This is a genomic window from Microbacterium profundi (assembly GCF_000763375.1).
Lineage (GTDB): Bacteria > Actinomycetota > Actinomycetes > Actinomycetales > Microbacteriaceae > Microbacterium > Microbacterium profundi.
In genome coordinates, this window is sequence record NZ_JPSY01000001.1 from 228,304 (window position 1) to 251,334 (window position 23,031).

The following is a 23,031-nucleotide window of genomic DNA, read 5'->3' on the forward strand; positions in this document are numbered from 1 at the left end:
CGCTACCTGCCGTGCACACGGCGGGTGGCGTCCTGCACCTCTCCGACGAGCTCCTCCAGGATGTCCTCGAGGAACAGCACCGCGGTGGTCTCGCCCTCCGCGTTGCGGACCTTCGCCAGGTGGCGCCCGGCGCGACGCATGACCGCGAGGGCGTCCTCCAGATCGGTGTCCTCCTGCACCGGCACCATGTGGTGGATGCGCTTGGACGGGATGGGCACCGCAGTCGTAGTCGCGGCATCCGCCCCCTCCGAGACCCGGAGGATGTCCTTGAGATGCACATATCCCACGGGTGCACGCCCCTGGTCGACGATCACGTATCGGGAGAATCCGTAGCGGGCGACCGCACGCTCGATGTCATCCGGAGTCGACGTCTCCGGCAGTGTGACCAGGTCGCCGAGCAGCACTGCGACGTCGCGCGCCTTCTTGTCGGTGAACTCGACCGCCTTCGAAACCGTGCCTGACGCGTCCGTGAGCACGCCTTCGCGACGCGATTGACTGACGATCGTGGCGACCTCATCGATCGTGAAGGTCGATGCCGCTTCGTTCTTGGGCTCCACGCGGAACAGGCGCAGCACACCGTTGGCGGCGGTGTTGAGCACCCAGATCACCGGGTGGAAGACCTTCGAGATCCACACCAACGGCGGCGCGAGGATCAGCACGGCACGGTCGGGCAGCGAGAACGCGAGGTTCTTCGGCACCATCTCGCCGAAGACCACGTGCAGGTACGACACGATCAGCAGCGCGCCGACGAACGCCACGACGTCGACGACGGCATCCGTCCAGCCGAAGGCGTACATCGGGATTCCGAGCAGGTGGTGGATCGTGGGCTCGGAGACGTTCAGGATCAGCAGCGAGGAGATCGTGATGCCGAGCTGCGATGTCGCGAGCATGAGGGTCGCGTGCTCCATGGCGTAGAGCGCGGTCTTCGCGGAGCGCGAGCCCCGTTCTGCGCGCGGTTCGATCTGCGAGCGGCGGGCCGAGATCACCGCGAACTCGGCGCCGACGAAGAAGGCGTTCGCGACGAGCAGGATCACGAGCCAGACGATTCCCATCCAGTCGCTCATCGCGTCACCTCCTCACTTGCGACGTCGACCGGCACCGGCGTGTACCGGATGCGGTCGACACGGCGGCCGTCCATGCGGACGACCTGCAGTACACCCGAGTCAAGGGTGACCTCGTCACCGTTGGCCGGCACGCGTTCCAGAACGCTCATGACATAACCGCCCACGGTGTCGTACACGTCTCCCTCCGGCACGAGCACGCCCGTGCGACTTCGCAGTTCATCCGGACGCAGCTCGCCGGGGAAGGTGATGGAGTCTCGGCCGCGGACGACGCCGGCGCGACTGCGATCGTGCTCGTCCGACACCTCGCCGACGATCTCCTCCACAAGATCCTCGAGCGTGACGATTCCGGCGGTTCCGCCGTATTCGTCGACGACGATCGCGAGCTGGTAGCCCTTCGCACGGAGCTCGGAGATCAGCACGTCGAGGTGGACGGTCTCCGGTACCCGCAGCGGCTCGGTCGCCAGCGCGCCGACGGGAACCTCGGTGCGACGCTCGCGTGGCACGGAGACTGCAGCCTTCAGGTGCACGACACCCGTGATGTCGTCGAGGTCGTCGTCGTAGACGGGAAAGCGACTGTGGCCGGTGCGGCGAGCGAGCTGGATGACATCCTCGGCCGAGTCGCCGGCTGCGATGGCGTGCATGCTCGGCCGGGGCGTCATCACATCGTCGGCGGAGAGCCGCGAGAACGTGAGAGTGCGATCGAGCAGGCTGGCGGTGTCCGCTTCGAGCACACCGGCGCTGGCGGATCGGCGCACGAGCGAGGAGAGCTCCTCAGCCGTGCGCGCACCGGACAGTTCCTCCTTGGGCTCGACTCCCATCGAGCGCAGGATGCCGTTGGCGCTGCCGTTGAGCAGCACGATGGCGGGCTTGAAGACCGTCGTGAACGCCACCTGGAACGGCACGACGAGCTTCGCCGTAGCCCGAGGCAGCGCGAGGGCGAAGTTCTTCGGCACCAGTTCGCCGAGGATCATCGAGAGCACCGTCGCGATGAACATGGCGACCACTGTCGCGATGGGGTGAACCGCGCCTTCGGCGATCCCCCATCCGGTCAGTACCGGGCTCAGCAGGTTCGACAGCGCCGGTTCCATCGTGTAACCGGTCAACAACGTGGTCAGCGTGATGCCGAGCTGCGCGGACGACAGGTGCGTCGAGGTGTGCCGCAGTGCACCGATCGTGATGGCGAGCCGTGATTCGCCTCTGGCCTGACGAGCCTCGAGTTCGGCGCGATCCAGATTCACGAGTGCGAACTCGCTCGCGACGAACAGTCCCGTTCCCACCGTGAGCAGAAGCCCCACGCCCAGCATGACGTAGTCCATCAGCAGTTCCCCTCCTCAAGAAGCAGGGGCCGGCAGTGGGGCGATGTACTACAACTGGGAGGGTCGTCCATGGTGCATCGATTCTACAGATTCTCGACGGTGTCGAAGCTGTGTCCCCGACTGTTCCTGACGGCGCAGCATCAGCTTCCGCGGCTACCAGCTGACCGGCAGTGCCTTGCCCTCTTCGTAGCCGGCGGCGGACTGGCGTCCGACCAGTGCGCGGTCGTGGAATTGCGGCACCGTCGCCGCGCCCGCGTACGTGAACGAGGACCGAACGCCCGACGTGATCATGTCGAGCAGGTCCTCCAGCCCCGGCCGCAGAGGGTCGAGGTAGATCTTCGACGACGAGATGCCCTCGGCGAACAGTTCCTTGCGCGCACGCTCGTACGCATCGAGCCGCCCGAACCGCGCCTGCACGGCCTTGGTCGACGCCATGCCCCACGACTCCTTGTAGATGCGACCGTCGGCGTCGGTCTGCAGCTGGCCAGGGGCCTCGATCGTTCCGGCGAACCAGGAGCCGATCATGACGGATGCCGCGCCGGCGGCGAGCGCGAGCGCGACGTCGCGCGGGTAGCGCACTCCCCCGTCCGCCCAGACGTGGGCGCCCAGTTCGTGCGCGGCCTGCGCCGTCTCGAGCACCGCGGAGAACTGCGGACGTCCGACCGCCGTCATCATGCGCGTGGTGCACATGGCGCCCGGCCCCACCCCGACTTTGAGGATCGACGCTCCGGCATCCACGAGGTCATTCGCGCCGTCGGCGGTGACGATGTTGCCCGCGACCAGCGGGATGCCGAGGTTCAGAGCCGCGACGGTCGCGAGTGCGCGCAGCATCCCCTCCTGGTGGCCGTGCGCTGTGTCGAGAACGAGCACATCGACGCCGGCGGCGGCGAGCGCCTTGGCCTTGGCCGCCACGTCGCCGTTGATTCCGATCGCGGCGCCCACCGCCAGCCGCCCGTCCGCATCGACCGCCGGTGTGTACAGCGTCGAGCGCAGCGCGCTGCGTGCGCTCAGCGTGCCGATCAGGTGGCCGTGCCGCTGGATCGTGACGAGTTCGGCGCCCGTCGCGGTGATGACGTCGAAGGCGGCGCGTCCGCTCGTGACGTCGTCGGCGTCCAGCGCCGGGGTGCCCACGTGCACGAGATCTCCCAGCTGCGCATCCGGAAGGGCCGTCGCGAGCCTGGTGGCCGGCAGGATGCCGCGCACTGCCGATGCCTCGACCACTGAGCCTGCGACGCCCTCGGCGACCACGATGCCGTGACCCGCCGTGGCGGGCATCAGATGGAGCGCTTCGGCGACGGTGGCCGAGGGCGGAAGCACGAGCGGCGTGTCCCATGCGACCGGTTGACGCTTCACATCGCGGATGGCGGCATCCAGATCCTGCAGCGGCATGTCCTGCGGGAGGATCCCCAGACCGCCGCGCCGGGCGAGCACTGCGGCGAGCCTTGGGCCAGTGACCGAGTTCATGTTCGACGCCACCAGCGGGATCGTCGCCGGCGTGCCGTCGCGCGGCGTCAGATCGACCTCGAGCCTGCTGGTGATGTCGGAGCGACGTGGCACCAGGAAGACGTCCGAATAGGTGAGATCCACGGCTGGTTGCTCGCTGACGAACTTCATACCCCCACGGTAGCTTCACCACGGCCGGATCGGGCAGCCGCACTCGCGTATCCGTGCACGAGAACACGTTAGGCTAGACGGTAGAGCGCGCTGACCCGGGGGCCTCCCGTTTCGCGCGTGGACAAAAGCTTCAGCGATGAAAGAGGGCGATAGCGCGTGGCGAACCAGGTGGCCGGCGTCGGGAGTTCAGACGACGGAGATTTCGGAGCCAACTCGTGGCTCGTCGACGAACTCTACGAACAGTTCAAGATCGATCGCAACTCCGTCGACAAAGAGTGGTGGCCGATCCTGGAGACCTACAAGCCGGATGCTTCGTCCTCGCCGGCCGCGTCGGCATCCGCACCGCCCTCCGGGGCTGCGTCCGCCGCAGCCGCCGAGCACCCGGTGACCGCGCCGATCCCGGTGATCGGCTCGCAGCCCGTCGCCCGCACCACGGCGAAGCCCGCTGCCCCGGCGCCGATCCCCGCCCAGGCCCCGAAGCCGGAGGCCAAGGCGGCCGAGGAATCGGCCGATGAGGACAAGGCCACGCCGCTTCGCGGAATGTCGAAGACCCTCGCGGCGAACATGGACCAGTCGCTGACGGTTCCGACCGCGACCAGCGTCCGCACCATCCCGGCGAAGCTGATGATCGACAACCGCATCGTCATCAACAACCACATGTCGCGCTCGCGCGGCGGCAAGATCAGCTTCACGCACCTCATCGGCTGGGCTCTGATCCAGACGCTGAAGGAGTTCCCGAGCCAGAACGTGTTCTACGCCGAGATCGACGGCAAGCCCTCCGTCGTCGCGCCGGCTCATGTGAACCTCGGCATCGCGATCGATCTGCCCAAGCCCGATGGCACCCGTGCCCTGATGGTGCCGAGCATCAAGCGCGCTGACACGCTGACCTTCACCGAGTACCTGTCCGCCTACGAAGACCTCGTCACCAGGGCGCGCGCCAACAAGCTGACCGCCGGTGACTTCGCCGGCACCACGGTGTCACTGACCAACCCCGGCGGAATCGGCACCGTGCACTCCGTGCCGCGACTCATGAAGGGCCAGGGCTGCATCATCGGCGCCGGCGCCCTCGAGTACCCCGCCGAGTTCCAGGGCGCGAGCGGGAGGACGCTCGCCGAACTCGGCATCGGCAAGACCATCACCCTCACCAGCACGTACGACCACCGCGTCATCCAGGGTGCCGGCTCCGGCGAGTTCCTCAAGAAGGCGCATGAGCTGCTTCTCGGCGAACGCGGATTCTACGACGACATCTTCGCGGCGCTGCGCATCCCGTACGCGCCGATCCGCTGGAACGCCGACATCGCAGTCGACCTCGCCGAGCGCGTCGACAAGCAGTCCCGCGTGCAGGAGCTGATCAACTCCTACCGCGTCCGCGGTCACCTGATGGCCGACATCGATCCGCTGCAGTACGTGCAGCGCTCGCACCACGACCTCGAGATCGAGAGCCACGGCCTCACCTTCTGGGATCTCGACCGGGAGTTCGTCACCGGCGGCTTCGGCGGCAGGCGCGTCATGAAGCTGCGCGACATCCTCGGTGTGCTGCGCGACTCGTACTGCCGCACACTCGGCATCGAGTACATGCACATCCAGGACCCTGAGCAGCGTCGCTGGTTCCAGGAGCAGGTCGAGGTCAAATACCAGAAGCCCGGCCATGACGAGCAGCTGCGCGTGCTCCGCAAGCTCAACGAGGCCGAGGCGTTCGAGACGTTCCTGCAGACCAAGTTCGTCGGCCAGAAGCGCTTCTCGCTCGAGGGCGGCGAATCGCTGATCCCGCTGCTCGACGAGATCCTCCAGGGCGCCGCCGCAGGCGGGCTCGAGGGCGCAGCGATCGGAATGGCCCACCGCGGTCGGCTGAACGTGCTCACCAACATCGCCGGCAAGACCTACGGACAGGTGTTCCGCGAGTTCGAGGGTCTTCAGGCCACCGGCAACAAGCGCGGCTCCGGCGACGTGAAGTACCACCTCGGAACCCAGGGCACGTTCATCGCCGACGACAAGTCCGAGCTGCCGGTCTACCTCGCGGCCAACCCCTCGCACCTGGAGACCGTCGACGGCGTGCTCGAGGGCATCGTGCGCGCCAAGCAGGACCGCAAGCCGATCGGCACGTTCTCCTGGCTGCCGATCCTCGTGCACGGCGACGCGGCCTTCGCCGGCCAGGGCGTCGTCGTCGAGACGCTGCAGATGGCGCAGCTGCGCGGTTACCGCACCGGTGGCACCATCCACGTCGTCGTCAACAACCAGGTCGGCTTCACCACGACGCCGACGGATGCGCGCACCTCGGTGTACGCGACCGACGTCGCCAAGACGACCCAGGCACCGATCTTCCACGTCAACGGCGATGACCCCGAATCGGTCATCCACGTCGCGCAGCTCGCCTTCGAATACCGTGAGCGCTTCCACCGCGACGTCGTGATCGACCTCGTCTGCTACCGCCGTCGCGGCCACAACGAGGGTGATGACCCCTCGATGACGCAGCCGCTCATGACCGACCTCATCCAGGAGAAGCGCTCGGTGCGCAAGCTCTACACCGAGGCCCTGGTCGGCCGCGGTGACATCACCGAAGAAGAGTACGACCAGGCCAAGGACGACTTCCAGCGCCGTCTCGAGGTCGCATTCGCCGAGACGCATGCGGCGGAGACCGGCGCGACGCCGATCGCTCCGGATCTCGTCCCCGTCGACGAGATCACCGGCGAGCCGGATGTGACCGGGGTCTCCACGGAGGTCGTGAATCTCATCGGAGAGGCGTTCGCCAACAAGCCGGAGGGCTTCACCGTGCACCCGAAGATCCAGCAGCTGCTGGACAAGCGGGTCGAGATGACGCGCAGCGGCAACATCGACTGGGGCTTCGGCGAACTGCTCGCGTTCGGCTCCCTGCTCGTCGAGGGCACCCCGGTGCGCCTCGCGGGTCAGGACTCCAGGCGCGGTACCTTCGTGCAGCGTCACGCCGTCATGCACGACCGCGCGAACGGCCAGGAGTGGCTGCCCCTTGCGAACCTCTCCGAGAACCAGGGGCGCTTCTTCGTCTACGACTCCCTGCTGAGCGAGTACGCCGCGATGGCATACGAGTACGGCTACTCCGTCGAGGCGCCGGAAGCACTGGTGCTGTGGGAGGCGCAGTTCGGCGACTTCGCGAACACCGCGCAGGCCGTCATCGACGAGTACATCTCGTCCGCTGAGCAGAAGTGGGGCCAGCAGTCCAGCGTCACGCTGCTGCTGCCGCACGGCTACGAGGGCCAGGGACCGGATCACTCGTCAGCACGCATCGAGCGCTTCCTGCAGCTGTGCGCGCAGGACAACATGACCGTCGCCCGTCCGTCGACGCCCGCCTCGCACTTCCACCTGCTGCGGCGCCAGGCCTACGCCCGTCCTCGACGCCCGCTGATCGTGTTCACGCCGAAGGCGATGCTGCGTCTTCGCGGTGCGACCAGCAAGGTCGAGGACTTCACCCAGGGACGCTTCGAGCCGGTGATCGACGATCACCGCGAACTGAACCGCGAGAGCGTGAAGCGCGTGCTCGTGCACTCGGGCAAGGTGCACTGGGATCTTCGCAGCGAACTCGACAAGAACCCCAACCCCGAGATCGCCCTGGTCCGCCTCGAGCAGCTGTACCCGACGCCGATCGACGAGCTGAAGGCGATCACCGAGACGTACCCGAACGCCGAACTGGTGTGGGTTCAGGAAGAGCCGGAGAACCAGGGAGCGTGGCCGTTCCTCGCTCTCGCGTTCGACGCGGTGCGGGAGCGCGGTTTCCGCGTCGTCTCGCGTGCGGCCTCGGCATCGCCTGCGGCCGGTTCGTCCAAGGTGCACGCCACCGAGCAGGCAGACCTGCTCAAGCGCGCTCTCAGCCTCTGACCCGGAGGCCCGCTGCTCAGTACCAGATGCCGAGCAGCGGGACCTCTGCGGCGCGGAATGCGTCGTCGACGGATGCCGCGACCTCGGCGGTGACGTTCAGCCGGCCTGCGGCGCGCAACTGCACTGCGCTCACTCCCCCGGCATACAGGGCCGACAGCGTCGCCACGTCGAGGATCACGTCCGCCGCGGCATCCTCCACGGGGGTCACCGTCGCTGACCCGCCGTCGGCGGTGAGCCGCCAGGAACCGTCCGCGAAGCCGAGCGAGTCGGCCACGCGGAGCACCAGGTCGATCGGCGCGCGGTATGTGCGCGCGGAGAGCGCTGCGGGAACATCGAGGATGCGCAGCCAGCCGTGATCGTGCACGACGACATCCACACCGCGGCGGTCCGTGACGAGCCACGGCAGCGGATCATCGATCGGGCGGAGGTCGACGCGCACCTTGTCGACAAGGTCGTGCTGCAGCGCGAAGCCCCAGAGCGCGGTGAGCGCGTCCGATGTGACTGCAGCGAGGTGGAAGATCACCATCTCGAACCGGAATGCGCCGGGGATCTCGGCGAGTTTGTATGCCATCACACCCCGCACCGCCCCGCTCTCGTCGAGATAGCGGATGCCGCGCACCGCCGCCGCATCCGGGTGCTCCGGTGTGAGCCCCGCCACTCGTTCCCACCGCAGCTTCCAGCCGGCGATCTGCCCTGAGCGCTGTGTGCGTGCGACCTCGTGCATCGCCGACAGATGATCCCTCAGCGTCTCCTTGTCGATGTACTCGACTCGGCCGGGGAGCGCGGTCGCGGCCCATCCGGCGCGACGGGTGTCGACGGTGATACGGGCGACGGGGACGGCGGGCGCGAAACCGTAACGGCCGTAGATGGTGGCCTCGGATGCGGTGAGACCGGCGATAGGGGTGCCGGCGGAAGCCGCGGCTCGCAACTCCCCCTCCAGCAGCGCGCGTGCGATGCCGCGCCGGCGGTGCGTGCCGGAGACCGTCACGGAGCTGATCGCCCACATGTCGACCTCGCCGCCGGGGACTGTGAGCGGTGTGATCCAGGAGTTCACCGTCGCCACAGGCAGAGTGCTCTCCTCGGCGCCGCCCTCGAACACGCCGATGTTGCGCCGGTCCTTCAGCGCGGCGGTCGTCGACGCGACCGCCTCGGCAGTGGGCTCGGAGTCGAGGAAGCCCCGTGCGTCGGCACGGAAGAACGCCTCGGCCTCAGCCGGTGACGACATGTCGATGATCCGGTACGTGAGGCGCTGGCCTGCCAGCCGCTCGACGGACGTGGGGTCGGCTGGGATGCTGCGCGCGTCGGTCATCCCTCCACCCTAAAGGCAGCAGCCGCCGACGTCAGAGCGTCGGCTCAGTGCGCAGCGACCTGAGCAGCGCGCAGCTTGGCGAGCACCAGATCGCGCAGCTCCTCCGGAGCCGTCTCCTTGCACGCACGTGCCACGACCTCTGTGAGGGTGCTCGCGACGAGAGCCTCACCCTGGCAGGACGGGCAGTTCTCGATGTGCTCGCGGATCTGGGTGTGCTCGGTCTTGCACACTTCGTTGCGGAGGTACTCCTCCAGATCCTGACGGGCTTTGTCGCAACCGCAGTCGCTCATTTCTTGCTCCTCGTACCAGCCGCGGCGATTCCTCGCTCAGCGGCATAATCGGACAGCAACTCGCGCAGCATTCGCCTGCCACGGTGCAGGCGGCTCATCACGGTGCCGATGGGGGTCTTCATGATGTCGGCGATCTCCTGGTACGCGAATCCCTCCACGTCAGCCAGGTAGACCGCAAGTCGGAAGTCCTCCGGGACCTCCTGCAGGGCATCCTTCACGACGGATGCCGGCATGCGGTCGATCGCCTCGGCCTCAGCCGAGCGGCTGTGCGTCGCCGTGGTCGATTCCGCACCGCCCATCTGCCAGTCCTCGAGTTCGTCGATCGTGCCCTGGAACGGCTCGCGCTGCTTCTTTCGATAGATGTTGATGTAGGTGTTCGTGAGAATTCGGTACAGCCAGGCCTTCAGATTGGTGCCCTGGGTGAAAGAGGCCCACGATGCGAAAGCCTTCACGAAGGTCTCCTGCACGAGGTCAGCAGCATCGGCGGGGTTGCGCGTCATGCGCATAGCCGCCGCATACAGCTGATCCATGAAGGGGATCGCCTGTTCCTCGAACTCGCGCCGAGCGTCGCCGACCGTGTCGGCGGGTGCCATGTCATCCATCACGGGCCAGTCTAGGCCGGTGATGTCTGTGATCCCGCTTTCCAGCGTTGCGAGCATTCGTACTCCTTCTCGGCGCGTGCCCCGCCGTTCACTAAGGTGGAACCGATGAGCGACACTCGGTATTCCACCTCCCCTGCCAGGGGCGCCTACAGTGCGCCCGTAGCCGCCGGTGCTGTGCACTCGACGCTGACCATTCCCGGGTCGAAGTCGCTCACCAACCGCGAACTGATCATCGCCGCGATCGCAGACGGCCCCGGTCGGCTGACCGCGCCGCTGCACTCGGACGATTCTCGGCGCATGGTCGACGCGCTGCGCTCGCTGGGCGTCAGCATCGAGGAGATAGACGGTGAAGGCGAGTTCGGGCCTGATCTGCTCGTGACCCCAGGGCATCTGCGCGGCGGCGGCACGGTCGACTGCGGGCAGGCGGGCACGGTCATGCGCTTCATCGCGCCGATCGCCGGCCTCGCCGCCGAGGACGTCCATCTCACCGCGCATGAGACCGCGCTGCATCGCCCCATGGGCGCGATGATCACCGCACTTCGTGATCTCGGTGTCGACATCGATGACGAGGGCACTTGGTCTCTCCCGTTCACCATTCGCGGTCATGGCCGCATCCGCGGGGGGCGGATCGAGATCGACGCCTCCGCATCGAGTCAGTTCGTCTCCGGTCTGCTGCTGGCCGCTCCGCGATTCGATGTCGGCCTTCACCTCGTGCACACCGGCGAGCACCTGCCGAGTCTTCCGCACATCGACATGACCATCGAGTCGCTGAGTCGCCGCGGCATCCGAATCGAGCGACCCGCCGCCGGGGAATGGCTCGTCGAGGCCGGCGTCCCGCGGGCGAAGGAGATCGCGATCGAGCCCGATCTCTCCAATGCGGCCCCGTTCCTCGCCGCGGCGATGGTGACCGGCGGTGAGGTCTCGGTCACGGGCTGGCCGCTGCACTCGACTCAGCCCGGTGCGCTGCTGCCCGACATCCTGCAGGCGATGGGTGCGCACGTCGGCCGCCACAGCGGCACGATGACCGTGCGTGCCGGCGACGGCATCCGCGGGCTCGATCTCGACCTCTCGGCGGCCAGCGAGTTGTCCCCCACCATCGTCGGACTCGCCGCGTTCGCGGACAGTCCGACGACGATCCGCGGGATCGGTCACATCCGCATGCACGAGACCGACCGCATCGCGGCACTGATCGGCAATCTCACCGCACTCGGCGGCGAGGTGGAGGAACTGTCGGATGGTATGCGGATCATCCCGCGTCCGCTGCACGGCGGAACCTGGTCCTCTCACCACGACCACCGCATCGCGACCACCGGCGCTCTGGTCGGACTGCGCGTACCCGACGTCAGGATCGACGACATCGGCACGACGGCGAAGACCCTCCCGGAGTTCACGCAACTCTGGGAACGGATGCTGGGGGGCGCCTCCGCGTGAGCTGGCTCGACCCTGACGATGACCTCGACGGTGACTTCGAGGACTTCGACGAGAGCAGCATCCGGATGCGTCCCAACCCCAAGGCGAACCGTCCGCGCACGAAACGTCGCCCTGCCCACGAGGATGCGCAGATCGGCCGGGTGCTCGGTGTCGATCGTGGCCGCTACAGCGTGATGATCGACGAGGGCGCCGTGGATGAGCGCACGATCACGACCACGCGGGCGCGAGAGCTCCGCCGCATGCCCATCGTCACCGGCGATCAGGCCCGCGTTGTGGGTGACACTTCTGGCGATGAGGGCACCCTGGCGCGCATCGTCGGGATCGTCGAACGTTCGTCGCTGCTGCGACGCAGCGCGGACGACACCGACCAGGTGGAGCGCGTGATCGTCGCCAACGCCGATCAGATGCTCATCGTCGTCGCCGCCGCCGATCCTGAGCCGCGTGCACGACTGGTCGACAGATACCTGGTGGCGGCTCTGGATGCCGGCGTCCGTCCGCTCCTCGTCGTCACCAAGACCGACCTCGCCGACCCGGCGCAGTTCCTGTCGCACTTCGACGGACTCGACCTGCGTGTGTTCACGAGTGCGCAGGAGAAGATGCCGACCGATGAGATCGGCGCGGCGCTGATCGGGCACTCGACCGTGTTCGTCGGACACTCGGGCGTCGGCAAGTCGACGCTCGTGAACGCGCTCGTGCCGTCGGCAGGACGGGCGACCGGACATGTGAACCAGGTCACGGGGCGGGGCCGTCACACCTCCTCTTCGACCGTCTCGCTGCGCTACGTGAGCCCCGAGGGCACCGGATGGGTGATCGACACGCCGGGTGTGCGCTCGTTCGGGCTGGGGCACGTCGACACGGCGAACATCCTCGCCTCGTTCACCGAACTCGCCGAGATCGCCGAGAGATGCCCCCGCGGATGCACGCACCTCAGCGATGCCCCCGACTGCGCGTTGATCGAGGCGGCCGAGCGCGGCGAACTGAGTCCGGCCACCCTTTCGCGTCTGGATTCGCTGCAGCGCCTGCTGCAGACGTTCGCCGACAAGGCGGAGGCCAATCCGGGCTCACCCGGTCGATAGGCTGGAGAGCGTGACGAATCTGCGCCTCGAACCCGGTACCGCCGCCCCCGACTTCTCGCTGTCCGACCAGGACGGCAGCGAGGTCGCACTCTCCGACCTCCGCGGTCAGAAGACGATCCTCTACTTCTATCCGGCGGCGATGACACCCGGATGCACGACCCAGGCATGCGACTTCAGAGACAGCATCGCGTCCCTGCAGGGCGCCGGCTACCGCGTCGTCGGCATCTCGCGCGACGAGCCGTCGAAGCTGGCCGAGTTCCGCGATCGCGACGGCCTCACCTTCACGCTGCTGAGCGACCCGGACCATGCCGTGCACTCCGCCTACGGCGTGTGGGGCGAGAAGATGAACTACGGCAAGGTCATCGAGGGCGTGATCCGCTCGACCTTCGTGCTCGACGAGGACGGCACGATCGCGCAGGCGCTCTACAACGTCAAGGCCACCGGCCACGTGGCACGTCTGAGGAAGATGCTGGGCATCGACGCCTGAGCGTCAGTCCTCAGCCGGTTCTTGCATCGAGCCGACGCTCTCGCTGCGCGCGCTCGCGATGAGCAGCAGGAATCCGATGATCCCCGGCAACCCGACCCCGAGCACGAACGCCCACAGCACCGGCTGAACGGTCAGCGACGCCAGTGCGAGCGCCACGGCGAGCACCTGGAGCACGACGCCGCCGGAGCGGGCCCAGGTGCGTCCTCGGCGCGTGCCGAGCGCGAACGCGAACAGGGCGGCGGCGCCGATCAGGGTGAGCACGATGAGCGCGATCGCTGTGGGAAGCGATGCGGCCTCTCCGGCTCCGAGGCCGACGAGCTCGATCAGGGCGACGACGGTGAGCGCCACTCCCTCAAGCGCGAGCAGAGCCGCTGCGACGGTGGCCAGACGGGGTGAACGCAAGGTGTCTCCTGAGAAATCAGATCTGTAGGCACAAAATCCTTGATTTCGCGCCCGTGCTGTAACACAATGTTAACAGTCATGTGCTCCCACAGCGGCGTGGGGCGAGCAACCGCTCGCATCACTACGGTCGACGACACCCCGATTTCGCCGCCCATCACCGAGCCATCGCCCTGCGACCGCTCACGAGAATCCACACCGAGGAGCCCCCATGGACTGGCGCGACAAAGCCGCCTGCCTGACTGTCGACCCTGAGCTGTTCTTCCCCGTGGGGAACACCGGTCCGGCCGTCGATCAGATCGAGAAGGCGAAGACCGTCTGCGCCACCTGCACGGTGACCGAGGTCTGCCTGCAGTACGCACTGGAGACCAGCCAGGACTCCGGCGTATGGGGCGGCCTCTCCGAAGACGAGCGCCGCGCCCTCAAGCGTCGCGCGGCGCGCGCGCGCCGCGCTTCCTGAGCTTGGGCGTCCCCGACGGCCCGGGTTTCGACTCGGGCCGCTTCGCGGGCCTCACTCAACCTTGAGTCGGGTCAGGTCCGCTTCGCGGACGAGACCCGACTCAACTCAATGCTTCAACCAGCGCATCGGGATGTCGATCAGCACATCCGTGCCCTCGCCGTCGGCGCCGCGCCACTCGATGCTGCCGCCCAGCTCTCCCTGGATGAGCGTGCGGATGATCTGCGTGCCGAGGCCCTGACCGATCCGCCCCTCCGGGAGGCCGTGGCCGGTGTCGTGAACCGACACGTGCAGCTTCTCGTCGGTGCGCACTGCGTCGATCGTCACCATGCCCTCCTTGCCGGCCAGGCCGTGCTCGACGGCGTTCGTGACGACCTCCGTGAGCGCCAGCGCGAGAGGCGTGGCGTACTCGCTGGGCAGGACGCCGAAATGACCGGTCGACATCGTGCGCGCACGCGTGTTGGGCGCGGCGGCGACCTCGGCGACGAGCTTGAGCACCCGGTGGAAGACCTCATCGAAGTCGACGGTCTGCGTCAGCCCCTGCGCCAGCGTGTCGTGCACGACGGCGATGGCATCCACCCGCCTCATCGCCTGCGTGAGCGCATCACGCGCTTCATCCGAATGCGTGCGGCGTGCCTGGATGCGCAGCAGCGAGGCCACGGTCTGCAGATTGTTCTTGACGCGGTGATGGATCTCGCGGATCGTCGCGTCCTTGGTGATCAGCTCCTGCTCCTGGTGGCGCAGCTCACTCACATCACGGCACAGGATGATCGCGCCCACGCGGGTGCCGTGGTCCTTGAGCGGGATGGCACGCAGGGAGACGGTGACGCCGCGCGCCTCGATATCGGTGCGCCATGGCGCACGTCCGGTGACGACGACGGGAAGAGACTCATCGACCTGTCTGGTCGAGGGCAGGATGCGCGTGGTCACCTCGGCGAGCGACTCCCCCTCGAGCTCGTCGTCGAAGCCCATGCGGTTGAATGCCGAGAGCGCGTTGGGGCTCGCGAACGTCGTGATCCCGTCGACATCGATGCGGATGAGGCCGTCCGACGCGCGGGGAGCGCCGCGCCGCGGCGACGTGGGAGCGGCTGGGTCGGGGAACTCGCTGGACGAGATCATGCGGAACAGATCGTTCGCGCATTCGTCGAACGTGATCTGCTGCCGTGACGGGGTGCGGGTCTCGCCCAGATTGCTGTGGCGTGTGAGCACGCCGATCACAGGAGCTGGATTGCCGTCCTTGCCGCGCTCGCGAACGATCGGCACGGCGCGAAGCCTCGTCGGTGTCTCCTCGAACCAGTCGGGTGAAGAGGAATCGACGATCTGGCCGGAGTCGAAAGCACCCCGCACCTGCGTGCGCCACTGCTGTCGCACTCCCTCCCCGACGATGTCGCGGTAGAACAGCGTCGCGGCTCCGCTCGGACGTGCGTGGGCGACGGCGACGAAGGAACCGTCGTTCGTCGCGACCCAGATCACGATGTCGGCGGAGGCGAGGTCGGCGAGCAGCTGCCCGTCGCTCGCGAGTCTGTGCAGCCATTCGACATCATTGTCGTTCAAGCAGCCCTGGGCATGGACGAGATCACTGAGGGTGGACACCACACAAGCCTAATGGCGCGCGCCCGGACGCTCAGATCACGGGGACAGGCAGTTCAGAGCACGGCGAACGATGTGGCGCGCCAGCGGCGGTCAAGACCTTCCAGCCGGATCGCCACAGCCCTCGTGCGCCCTGGTCCCGCAACGACGACGACGGCCTCCACCACCCCGTCGGCGGGCACGGTCTCTCGGATGGAGAGCACTTCGAACACGGGCCGGACAGGAGGGACTCCGCGTGCGCTGCGAGCCCGTGCGGAGAGGTTCGCCCTGGCACCGAGCTTTCGGAACGCCTCTTCACTGAACCATCGTGCGAGCTGATCGATCTCACGTACGCCGGCGAAGACCTCGAGCACGCCCTGAGTGAGACTGCGCAGCAGCTGCGTGGGATTCGGCAGATCTGCTGCCGGAGTCGGCTGCGGGGCGAAGTACTCGTGAAGCGTCATCGTATTCACTTTCGGTTTCGATGCGTGCCAGTAGACCACGTCCCGCAGTCCTCGCGCCAGACCCGAAGCCCAAGTTGTGGATAACTCCCGCGGCATCCGCATGCTCTCCCCTACGCTCGTTCGCGTGCACTGGGATCGTCTGTTCGAAGACCTCGAAGGTCAGCTCGCCGCCGAATGGGAGGCCGAGCGCGCTGTGCTCGATGCAGAGTCGGAGCGGCTGCGCATCGCGAGACTCGGGCTGCGCGCACGCCTGCGCAGATTCGAGCACGATGCTGCGCTGGTCGGTCTGCGACTTGTCGACGGCGAGCGTCGATCCGTGCGCGTGCGCGTCGTCGGGGCGGATTGGATCGCCGCACAGCCTCCCGAGGGCGGTGGCGCCCTGATCGTGCCGCTCTCGGCGCTCACCGGTGTCGAGAGCACGCATGGTGCGCTGCTGGCGACGCTGGAGGACGCCGTGCTTCCGACCGATGAGCTGCGGGGGCGGATGACGCTGGGTTTCCTGATGCGAGACCTCGCGCGACGGCGCACGCCGTTGCACGTCGCGTTGCGCGACGGCGAACGTCTGCATGGCACCGTGGACCGCGCGGGCGCCGATCATCTCGATCTCGCCGTCCACGACGCCGGCCAGGCGCGACGCGCCGACGCCGTGCGGGCGTTCCGCATCGTCCCGTTCGACGCGGTGGTGTCGGCGCGAATGGACGGCGCGGTGCTCTGAAGGCGGTGCACTGATTCTGAAGGCGGTGCACTGTCTCTGACGTCGGCGCGGTGTCGCGCCGAAGCGGCGCCGGTCAGCGCGTGGGGCGCTGCGTGCCCCAGACCTCTGGGAAACTCGCCGCATCTGCCTGACGCCACAGCGCCATGCGCCGTGCCTCTTCGGTCTGCTCCGCCAGGTACTCGGCGATGCTGTCCTCTGCCACCCGCCAGCGCGCGGGCGCGCCCAGCTGCGCGCCGCGCAGCCTGCCGCTGATCACGAGTGCGACGACCTCATCGACGTCGATCGCGAGGAGCTCGGCGACCTGCGCGGGCGCGAGGAAGCGAGGAGCTGATGCGGGCGAATCGGCCATGACCTCATTGTCGCGCTTCCTGGACGCTTATATGCCCACGTGACCGCCCTGTGGATAACTTTCGACTCGAGTCGGGCGATTCTGTGACGATGTGTGCATGACGACCCAACCACGCGCACGGCGTGCCTTCTGGGGTGACATCCGTTTCCTGATCGGCATCGCCCTGGTGATCCTCTCCGTCGCCGGTGTCTGGCTGATCGTGTCATCGGCACGCCAGACGACGCCGGTGCTGCAGGCGGATCGGACGATCGCGCAGGGCGAGGCTCTCGTATCCGACGACTTCCGCGTCGTGGAGGTGAGCCTCGGCACCGTCGTCGACGGATACCTCGCGCCTCAGGATCTCGAGCCGGGCATGATCGCGGCCCGAACTCTCGCGGCCGGGGAACTGCTGCCGGTGACCGCTGCCTCCGATGCCCAGTCCGGCCGCACGACGAGCATCGTCATCGAAAGCAGCGTCGGCATACCCGAGAGCGTCGTGGTCGGAACACCGGTCGAGCTCTGGTACGCACCGCTGGTGGCGGAGTCCGACGAGTTCGACGCTCCGCGCATTCTCGTCGCCGACGTCGTGGTCGCCTCGATTCCCGACACCGACGGCATGCTCGCACAGCGCACCGCGATGCTCGAGATCGTGATCGATCGATCCGATGTGGCCGACGTCCTCGCTGCGATCACCGGCGGTGGCGCGCTGTCCGTGGTGCCGCTGGGGTACGCCTCGTGACCTCGGTGCTGATCGCTCTCGACGAGCCGAAGGCAACAGCGATCGGCGCGGATCTCGAACGCGACGGCATCCGGGTCATCGGCATCCTTCCGCCTGCCGAGCTCACTGTCTCGCTGCTGAGCGAGTCGGATGCCGTGATCCTCCCCGCCACGCGATCAGCGCTGACCAGTGAGCTGGTGCAGGCCTGCGATCGGAGCGGGGTGCGCATCATCACTCTGGGAACGGGCGACTCGCGACTGCTCGGCCGCTACGGGCTTCCGGAAGCCCTCCCCGAGGATGCCGACGCGTGGCAGATCGCAGACGCCCTCGCCGACGAGACCCCGATCACCACGACGCCTCAGACGCCGTCGAACCGGCGAGTGATCGCTGTCTGGGGGCCGCACGGCGCACCGGGACGCTCCACCGTCGCGATCCAGTTGGCCGTGGAGATGATGCGATCCGGCGGGTCCTGTGCGCTCGTCGACGCGGACACGGTCGCACCGTCACTCGCCCTGCTGCTCGGACTCGGCGACGATGCACCGGGGATCGCAGCAGCCTGCCGACGCGCGGAACTCGGCGGCCTCGATGCCGCAGAGCTCGCTCGCCTCGCCACGCGAGTCGAGACGAGTGCAGGGGGCCTGGAGGTCCTCGGCGGACTCAATCGTCCCTCCCGCTGGCCGGAACTCGCTGCCGGACGGCTGCGGACGACCCTTCAGGTGTGCCGGGAGTGGGCGGACGTCACGATCGTCGACGTCTCGGCTGCCTTCGACGCCGACGAGGAGATCACCGACGATCTCGCCGGCCCGAGGCGCAATGCCGCCACCACGACCGTGCTGCGCGAAGCGGACGTCGTGGTGGCCGTCACTGCGGCCGACCCGCTTTCGGTGTCGCGGTTCCTTCGCGATCATGCCGAGCTGCGCAGACTCATCGGCCCGACCGCTCACGTCGCCGTCGTCGCGAATCAGGTGCGCCCCGGTCCGCTGGGGATCGACGCCCGTGGTCAGATCCGAGGCGCGCTGGAAAGGTTCGCCGGCATCACCGACGTCTCCTTCCTGCCCCTCGATCAGCGCGCGGCGGACGCCGCCCTGCTGCATGCGCGGCCGATGGCGGACATCACTCCGCGCTCCGCGCTGGTGGCAGCGATAAGGCGTCTCGTCGAGACGCTCGAGCCGGTCCGGCCGACCGGCTCGAAGGTCACTGCCGGTAGTCGGCGAGGAAGTTCCCGAGTCGCTCGATGGCTTCGCCCAGAACGCGGGGCTCTGGCAGCGTCACCACTCGGAAGTGGTCGGGAGTTGGCCAGTTGAACCCGGTCCCCTGCACGAGGAGGATGTGTTCGGCGACGAGCAGGTCGTAGACGAACTTGCTGTCGTCGCGGATCTCGTGCACGTTCGGGTCCAGCCGCGGGAAGGCGTACAGCGCGCCGAGCGGCTTCACACATGAGACCCCGGGGATCGACTCCAGACCCTCCCACGCGACGTCGCGCTGTTCGTGCAGCCGGCCGCTCGATGAGATCAGAGCGTCGATGGACTGCACTCCGCTGAGCGCGGCCTGCACCGCGTGCTGCGCGGGGACATTCGGGCAGAGGCGGGTCGATGCGAGCAGCGTGATTCCCTCGAGGAACCCGTTCGCGTGATCCTGCGGCCCTGTGATGACCATCCAGCCGGAACGGAACCCCGCCACCCGGTACGTCTTGGACAGGCCATTGAACGTCAGGCACAGCAGGTCGGGGGCGAGCGTTGCGGTGGGGATGTGCACGGCATCGTCGAACAGGATCCGGTCGTAGATCTCGTCCGAGAGGATCAGCAGCTCGTTCTCGCGAGCGATCTGAACGAGGCCCTCGAGTACCGCTCGCGAATACACGGCGCCGGTCGGGTTGTTGGGATTGATGATGACGATCGCCTTCGTGGCGGGCGTGACCTTGGAACGGATGTCTTCCAGATCCGGTTCCCAACCACTGAGCTCGTCGCAGATGTAGTGCACCGGGGTTCCGCCGGCGAGGCTCGTCATCGCGGTCCACAGCGGGTAGTCCGGGGCGGGGATCAGCACTTCGTCGCCCTGGTCGAGGAGCGCCTGCATCGTCATGGTGATGAGCTCGGAGACGCCGTTGCCGAGATAGACGTCGTCGGGACCGAACGACGGGAAACCCTCGATCTGCTCGTATCGGCTCACCACGGCGCGACGCGCGGAGATGATGCCTCGGCTGTCACTGTAACCGTGCGCTGTCGGCAGCGCCGCGAGCATGTCGTGCACGATCTGATGCGGCGCCTCGAATCCGAAGATCGCCGGATTGCCCGTGTTGAGTTTGAGGACGTTGTGGCCCTCGGCCTCCAGCCGCGCCGCCTCTACGAGCGCTTTGCCGCGAATCTCGTACAGGACGTTCTTGAGCTTCGACGACTGGTCGAAGTGGCGTGGAGGGGTCATTGAGAAAGCCTACCGGCTCGGGCCGGATGCTCAGCGCCGCTCAGGGCGCTGAGCTCAGCCCTCGATCACTTCTTCTTCTTGCCCTGCGCACGTCGCTGCTCGCGGTTGCCCGGTGCGGGATCCGGAGCATCCGTCCGCTGCCCGAAAGCACCGCGCGCGCCCTGCGCGGGTGCGGCAGGTGCATCGCCCTCGGATGCCGCGGCTGTGGCGGCGGCCTGGCGGAGGCGGTCCGTCGCGGACTGCTGCACCTGACCACGATCGTTGCGGACTTCGACTTCACCCGCGTCGTTGGGCGCGGAGTACTCCAGCCGCTGCTCTCCGCCGTCCGTGGCGAGGCCCTTGGCCTCGACCTCTGTGGTGTCGGAGTCACCGGCGCGGCGCACCTCGACCTCGAGGTTGTAGAGGTAGCCGACCGACTCCTCCTTGATCTGGCCCATCATCGACTGGAACATCGCGAAGCCCTCGCGCTGATACTCGATCAGCGGGTCGCGCTGCGCCATCGCCCGCAGGCCGATGCCGTCCTTGAGGTAGTCCATCTCATAGAGGTGATCGCGCCAGCGACGATCGAGCACCTGCAGAACGACTCGGCGCTCCAGCTCGCGTGTGGCGGCCTCTCCGAGCGTGCTCTCACGCGTCTCGTAGGCGATCTTGGCGTCGGAGAGCAGCTCGCGTGTCAGTCCCTCTGCGTCGATGCCGCCCTTGCGGCCGCTGGCCTCGGCGACGACCTCATCGATCGTGACGCTGACGGGGTACAGCGTCTTCAGCTCGGTCCACAGAGCGTCGAAGTCCCAGCTCTCGTTGTGGCCGGAGCCGGTGTGATCCGCGACGACGCCGGTGATGGCATCCTCGATGAAGTGCTGCACCCGGCCGGCGATGTCGTCGCCCTGCAGGATGTGGCGGCGGTCGGCGTAGATCGCCTCGCGCTGACGGTTGAGGACGTCGTCGTACTTGAGGACGTTCTTGCGCATCTCGGCGTTGCGCGACTCGACCTGCGACTGCGCGCTGCGGATGGCGCGTGAGACGAGTCCGGATTCGATCGGAACATCGTCGGGGAAGTTGGTACGCGCAAGGATCGCCTCGGCAGCACCCGACTGGAACAGTCGCATGAGGTCGTCGGTGAGGCTGAGGTAGAACCGGCTCTCACCTGGGTCGCCCTGACGTCCGGAGCGTCCGCGCAGCTGGTTGTCGATGCGCCGCGATTCGTGACGCTCTGTACCGAGCACGTAGAGGCCGCCGGCGTCGGTGACCTTGGTGCTCTCCTCGGCGACGACACCCTTCATCGACTCGTATGTCTCGTCCCAGGCGGCTTCGTACTCCTCCGGAGTCTCCGCCGGGTCGAGGCCCTTGCTCTTGAGTTCCTGCACGGCGAGGAACTCAGCGTTGCCGCCGAGCATGATGTCGGTGCCGCGACCGGCCATGTTGGTGGCGACCGTGACGGCGCCGAGTCGGCCCGCCCGCGCGACGATCTCCGCTTCCCGAGCATGGTTCTTCGCGTTCAGGACCTCGTGCTTGATGCCCTTCTTCGCCAGCAGCCGGGAGAGGTATTCGCTCTTCTCGACGCTGACAGTGCCGACCAGCACCGGCTGACCGGTCTCGTGGCGCTCGACGATGTCCTCCACGACCTGCGCGAACTTCGCCGTCTCGTTCTTGTAGACGAGATCGGCGTTGTCCTTGCGGATCATCGGGCGGTTCGTGGGGATCTGCACCACGCCGAGCTTGTACGTCGACATGAACTCCGCGGCCTCGGTCTCGGCCGTACCGGTCATGCCGGCGAGCTTGTCGTACAGGCGGAAGTAGTTCTGCAGCGTGACGGTCGCGAGAGTCTGGTTCTCGGCCTTGACCGGCACCGACTCCTTCGCCTCGATCGCCTGGTGGATGCCCTCGTTGTAGCGACGACCCACCAGGATGCGACCGGTGTGCTCGTCGACGATCATGACCTCGTCGTTCATCACGACGTAGTCGGTGTTCTTCTTGAACAGGGCGAGCGCCTTGATCGAGTTGTTCAGGAACGAGATGAGCGGTGTGTTCGCCGACTCGTACAGGTTCTCGATGCCGAGGTAGTCCTCGACTTTCTCGATGCCGGGTTCGAGCACACCGATCGTCCGCTTCTTCTCGTCGACCTCGTAGTCCTCGCCGGGCTCCAGTGTGCGAGCGATCTTGGCGAATTCGGTGAACCAGCGGTTCGCCTCGCCGGAGGACGGGCCGGAGATGATGAGCGGCGTGCGCGCCTCGTCGATCAGGATCGAGTCGACCTCGTCGACGATCGCGAAGAAGTGCTCGCGCTGCACGAGATCTTCCTTGCGCCACGCCATGTTGTCGCGCAGGTAGTCGAAGCCGAACTCGTTGTTCGTTCCATAGGTGATGTCGGCGGCGTACTGCTCGCGTCGCACAGCGGGCGTCTGCCCCGAGACGATGATGCCGGTCTTCATGCCGAGAGCGCGGAACACGCGCCCCATGAGTTCGGCCTGGTAGGAGGCGAGGAAGTCGTTGACCGTGATGATGTGAACGCCCTTGCCGGCGATCGCATTCAGATAGGCCGGGAACGTCGCGACGAGCGTCTTTCCCTCACCGGTCTTCATCTCGGCGATGTTGCCCATGTGCAGGGCCGCGCCACCCATCAGCTGCACGTCGTACGCGCGCATGCCGAGCGTGCGCTTGGCGGCTTCGCGGACGGCGGCGAAGGCCTCCGGCATCAACTGATCGAGGGTCTCGCCCTTCTCGAACCGCTCCCGCAACTGGGTGGTCTCGTTCGAGAGCTCCTCATCCGTGAGTTTCTCGAAGTCCTCCTCCAGCGCGCCGACGGCCTTCACGACCTGATTCAGGCGTCGAAGGATGCGACCCTCGCCCGCGCGCAGCAGCTTCTCAAGAGGATTCGCCACTTAAGTCATCTCCCTTTTGTGGGTCAGAACCCCGGCCACCCAG

The 23,031-nt window shown here is 67.3% G+C and carries 20 protein-coding genes; 8 read left to right on the forward strand and 12 right to left on the reverse strand.

Features of this window, described 5'->3' with window-relative positions; genetic code table 11:
- Positions 1–2 precede the first annotated feature (2 nt).
- The 3 genes from JF52_RS0101120 to guaB1 all read right to left on the reverse strand — a co-directional run bounded on the left by JF52_RS0101120 (position 3) and on the right by guaB1 (position 3,994).
- Positions 3–1,064 carry a hemolysin family protein gene (locus JF52_RS0101120; RefSeq protein ID WP_033104702.1) on the reverse strand — a complete coding sequence of 354 codons (1,062 nt, stop codon included), beginning with the start codon at positions 1,062–1,064 and terminating at the stop codon, positions 3–5.
- Positions 1,061–2,380: a hemolysin family protein gene (locus tag JF52_RS0101125; RefSeq protein ID WP_033104703.1), complete on the reverse strand. Its 1,320-nt coding sequence runs from the start codon at positions 2,378–2,380 to the stop codon at positions 1,061–1,063. The genes JF52_RS0101120 and JF52_RS0101125 overlap by 4 nt, the downstream gene beginning before the upstream one ends.
- 153 nt (positions 2,381–2,533) lie before the next feature.
- Positions 2,534–3,994, reverse strand: a complete 1,461-nt coding sequence (gene guaB1 / locus JF52_RS0101130) for a GMP reductase (protein WP_033104704.1) — start codon at positions 3,992–3,994, stop codon at positions 2,534–2,536.
- A gap of 156 nt (positions 3,995–4,150) precedes the next feature.
- Between guaB1 and JF52_RS0101135 the strand changes: the two genes are divergently transcribed.
- Positions 4,151–7,843, forward strand: coding sequence for a multifunctional oxoglutarate decarboxylase/oxoglutarate dehydrogenase thiamine pyrophosphate-binding subunit/dihydrolipoyllysine-residue succinyltransferase subunit (locus JF52_RS0101135; protein WP_033104705.1), 3,693 nt, complete (start codon positions 4,151–4,153; stop codon positions 7,841–7,843).
- Between the two features lie 16 nt (positions 7,844–7,859).
- Here JF52_RS0101135 and JF52_RS0101140 read toward each other — a convergent pair whose 3' ends face one another.
- The 3 genes from JF52_RS0101140 to JF52_RS0101150 are packed head-to-tail and all read right to left on the reverse strand — an operon-like array spanning position 7,860 to position 10,101.
- Positions 7,860–9,152, reverse strand: coding sequence for a GNAT family N-acetyltransferase (locus tag JF52_RS0101140; protein WP_033104706.1), 1,293 nt, complete (start codon positions 9,150–9,152; stop codon positions 7,860–7,862).
- A gap of 44 nt (positions 9,153–9,196) precedes the next feature.
- A complete protein-coding gene (locus JF52_RS0101145; protein WP_033104707.1) occupies positions 9,197–9,442 on the reverse strand; it encodes a zf-HC2 domain-containing protein in 246 nt (81 codons plus the stop codon).
- Positions 9,439–10,101, reverse strand: coding sequence for a sigma-70 family RNA polymerase sigma factor (locus JF52_RS0101150; protein ID WP_033104708.1), 663 nt, complete (start codon positions 10,099–10,101; stop codon positions 9,439–9,441). Before JF52_RS0101150 ends, JF52_RS0101145 begins: the two co-directional genes overlap by 4 nt.
- A 48-nt stretch (positions 10,102–10,149) precedes the next feature.
- Here JF52_RS0101150 and aroA point away from each other — a divergent pair, with 48 nt between their 5' ends.
- Genes aroA through bcp form a run of 3 tightly spaced genes read left to right on the forward strand, consistent with a single transcriptional unit; the run spans position 10,150 to position 13,038 of the window.
- Entirely contained in the window at positions 10,150–11,475 is a 1,326-nt protein-coding gene (gene aroA, locus JF52_RS0101155) for a 3-phosphoshikimate 1-carboxyvinyltransferase (RefSeq protein WP_033104709.1), read from the forward strand.
- Positions 11,472–12,551: a ribosome small subunit-dependent GTPase A gene (gene rsgA, locus JF52_RS0101160; protein WP_033104710.1), complete on the forward strand. Its 1,080-nt coding sequence runs from the start codon at positions 11,472–11,474 to the stop codon at positions 12,549–12,551. Before aroA ends, rsgA begins: the two co-directional genes overlap by 4 nt.
- A gap of 10 nt (positions 12,552–12,561) precedes the next feature.
- The gene (gene bcp, locus JF52_RS0101165; protein ID WP_033104711.1) at positions 12,562–13,038 is read left to right on the forward strand and encodes a thioredoxin-dependent thiol peroxidase; all 477 of its coding nucleotides are present in this window, start codon (positions 12,562–12,564) and stop codon (positions 13,036–13,038) included.
- Between the two features lie 3 nt (positions 13,039–13,041).
- Here bcp and JF52_RS0101170 read toward each other — a convergent pair whose 3' ends face one another.
- The gene (locus JF52_RS0101170; protein ID WP_033104712.1) at positions 13,042–13,440 is read right to left on the reverse strand and encodes a hypothetical protein; all 399 of its coding nucleotides are present in this window, start codon (positions 13,438–13,440) and stop codon (positions 13,042–13,044) included.
- Positions 13,441–13,648: 208 nt separating this feature from the next.
- Here JF52_RS0101170 and JF52_RS0101175 point away from each other — a divergent pair, with 208 nt between their 5' ends.
- Entirely contained in the window at positions 13,649–13,897 is a 249-nt protein-coding gene (locus JF52_RS0101175; protein ID WP_033104713.1) for a WhiB family transcriptional regulator, read from the forward strand.
- 105 nt (positions 13,898–14,002) lie between these two features.
- On the opposite strand, the gene JF52_RS0101180 is transcribed toward JF52_RS0101175, so the two are convergent.
- The gene (locus tag JF52_RS0101180) at positions 14,003–15,487 is read right to left on the reverse strand and encodes a sensor histidine kinase (RefSeq protein ID WP_033106145.1); all 1,485 of its coding nucleotides are present in this window, start codon (positions 15,485–15,487) and stop codon (positions 14,003–14,005) included.
- A gap of 53 nt (positions 15,488–15,540) precedes the next feature.
- On the reverse strand, positions 15,541–15,927 hold the full coding sequence (locus tag JF52_RS0101185) for an Rv3235 family protein (RefSeq protein WP_052166660.1): 387 nt from the start codon (positions 15,925–15,927) through the stop codon (positions 15,541–15,543).
- 76 nt (positions 15,928–16,003) lie between these two features.
- Here JF52_RS0101185 and JF52_RS0101190 point away from each other — a divergent pair, with 76 nt between their 5' ends.
- Positions 16,004–16,642: a hypothetical protein gene (locus JF52_RS0101190; RefSeq protein ID WP_327036957.1), complete on the forward strand. Its 639-nt coding sequence runs from the start codon at positions 16,004–16,006 to the stop codon at positions 16,640–16,642.
- A gap of 73 nt (positions 16,643–16,715) precedes the next feature.
- On the opposite strand, the gene JF52_RS0101195 is transcribed toward JF52_RS0101190, so the two are convergent.
- Positions 16,716–16,991: a helix-turn-helix domain-containing protein gene (locus JF52_RS0101195; protein WP_033104715.1), complete on the reverse strand. Its 276-nt coding sequence runs from the start codon at positions 16,989–16,991 to the stop codon at positions 16,716–16,718.
- Positions 16,992–17,088: 97 nt separating this feature from the next.
- Between JF52_RS0101195 and JF52_RS0101200 the strand changes: the two genes are divergently transcribed.
- Together JF52_RS0101200 and JF52_RS0101205 are read left to right on the forward strand one after the other, a co-directional pair.
- Positions 17,089–17,709 (forward strand): SAF domain-containing protein, encoded by a 621-nt coding sequence (locus JF52_RS0101200; RefSeq protein ID WP_033104716.1) that lies wholly within the window; start codon positions 17,089–17,091, stop codon positions 17,707–17,709.
- Entirely contained in the window at positions 17,706–18,992 is a 1,287-nt protein-coding gene (locus JF52_RS0101205) for an AAA family ATPase (RefSeq protein WP_033104717.1), read from the forward strand. The genes JF52_RS0101200 and JF52_RS0101205 overlap by 4 nt, the downstream gene beginning before the upstream one ends.
- On the opposite strand, the gene JF52_RS0101210 is transcribed toward JF52_RS0101205, so the two are convergent.
- The gene (locus JF52_RS0101210; RefSeq protein ID WP_033104718.1) at positions 18,883–20,109 is read right to left on the reverse strand and encodes a pyridoxal phosphate-dependent aminotransferase; all 1,227 of its coding nucleotides are present in this window, start codon (positions 20,107–20,109) and stop codon (positions 18,883–18,885) included. The genes JF52_RS0101205 and JF52_RS0101210 overlap by 110 nt on opposite strands.
- Positions 20,110–20,174: 65 nt before the next feature.
- Positions 20,175–22,988, reverse strand: coding sequence for a preprotein translocase subunit SecA (gene secA, locus JF52_RS0101215; RefSeq protein ID WP_033104719.1), 2,814 nt, complete (start codon positions 22,986–22,988; stop codon positions 20,175–20,177).
- Positions 22,989–23,031: the final 43 nt, after the last annotated feature.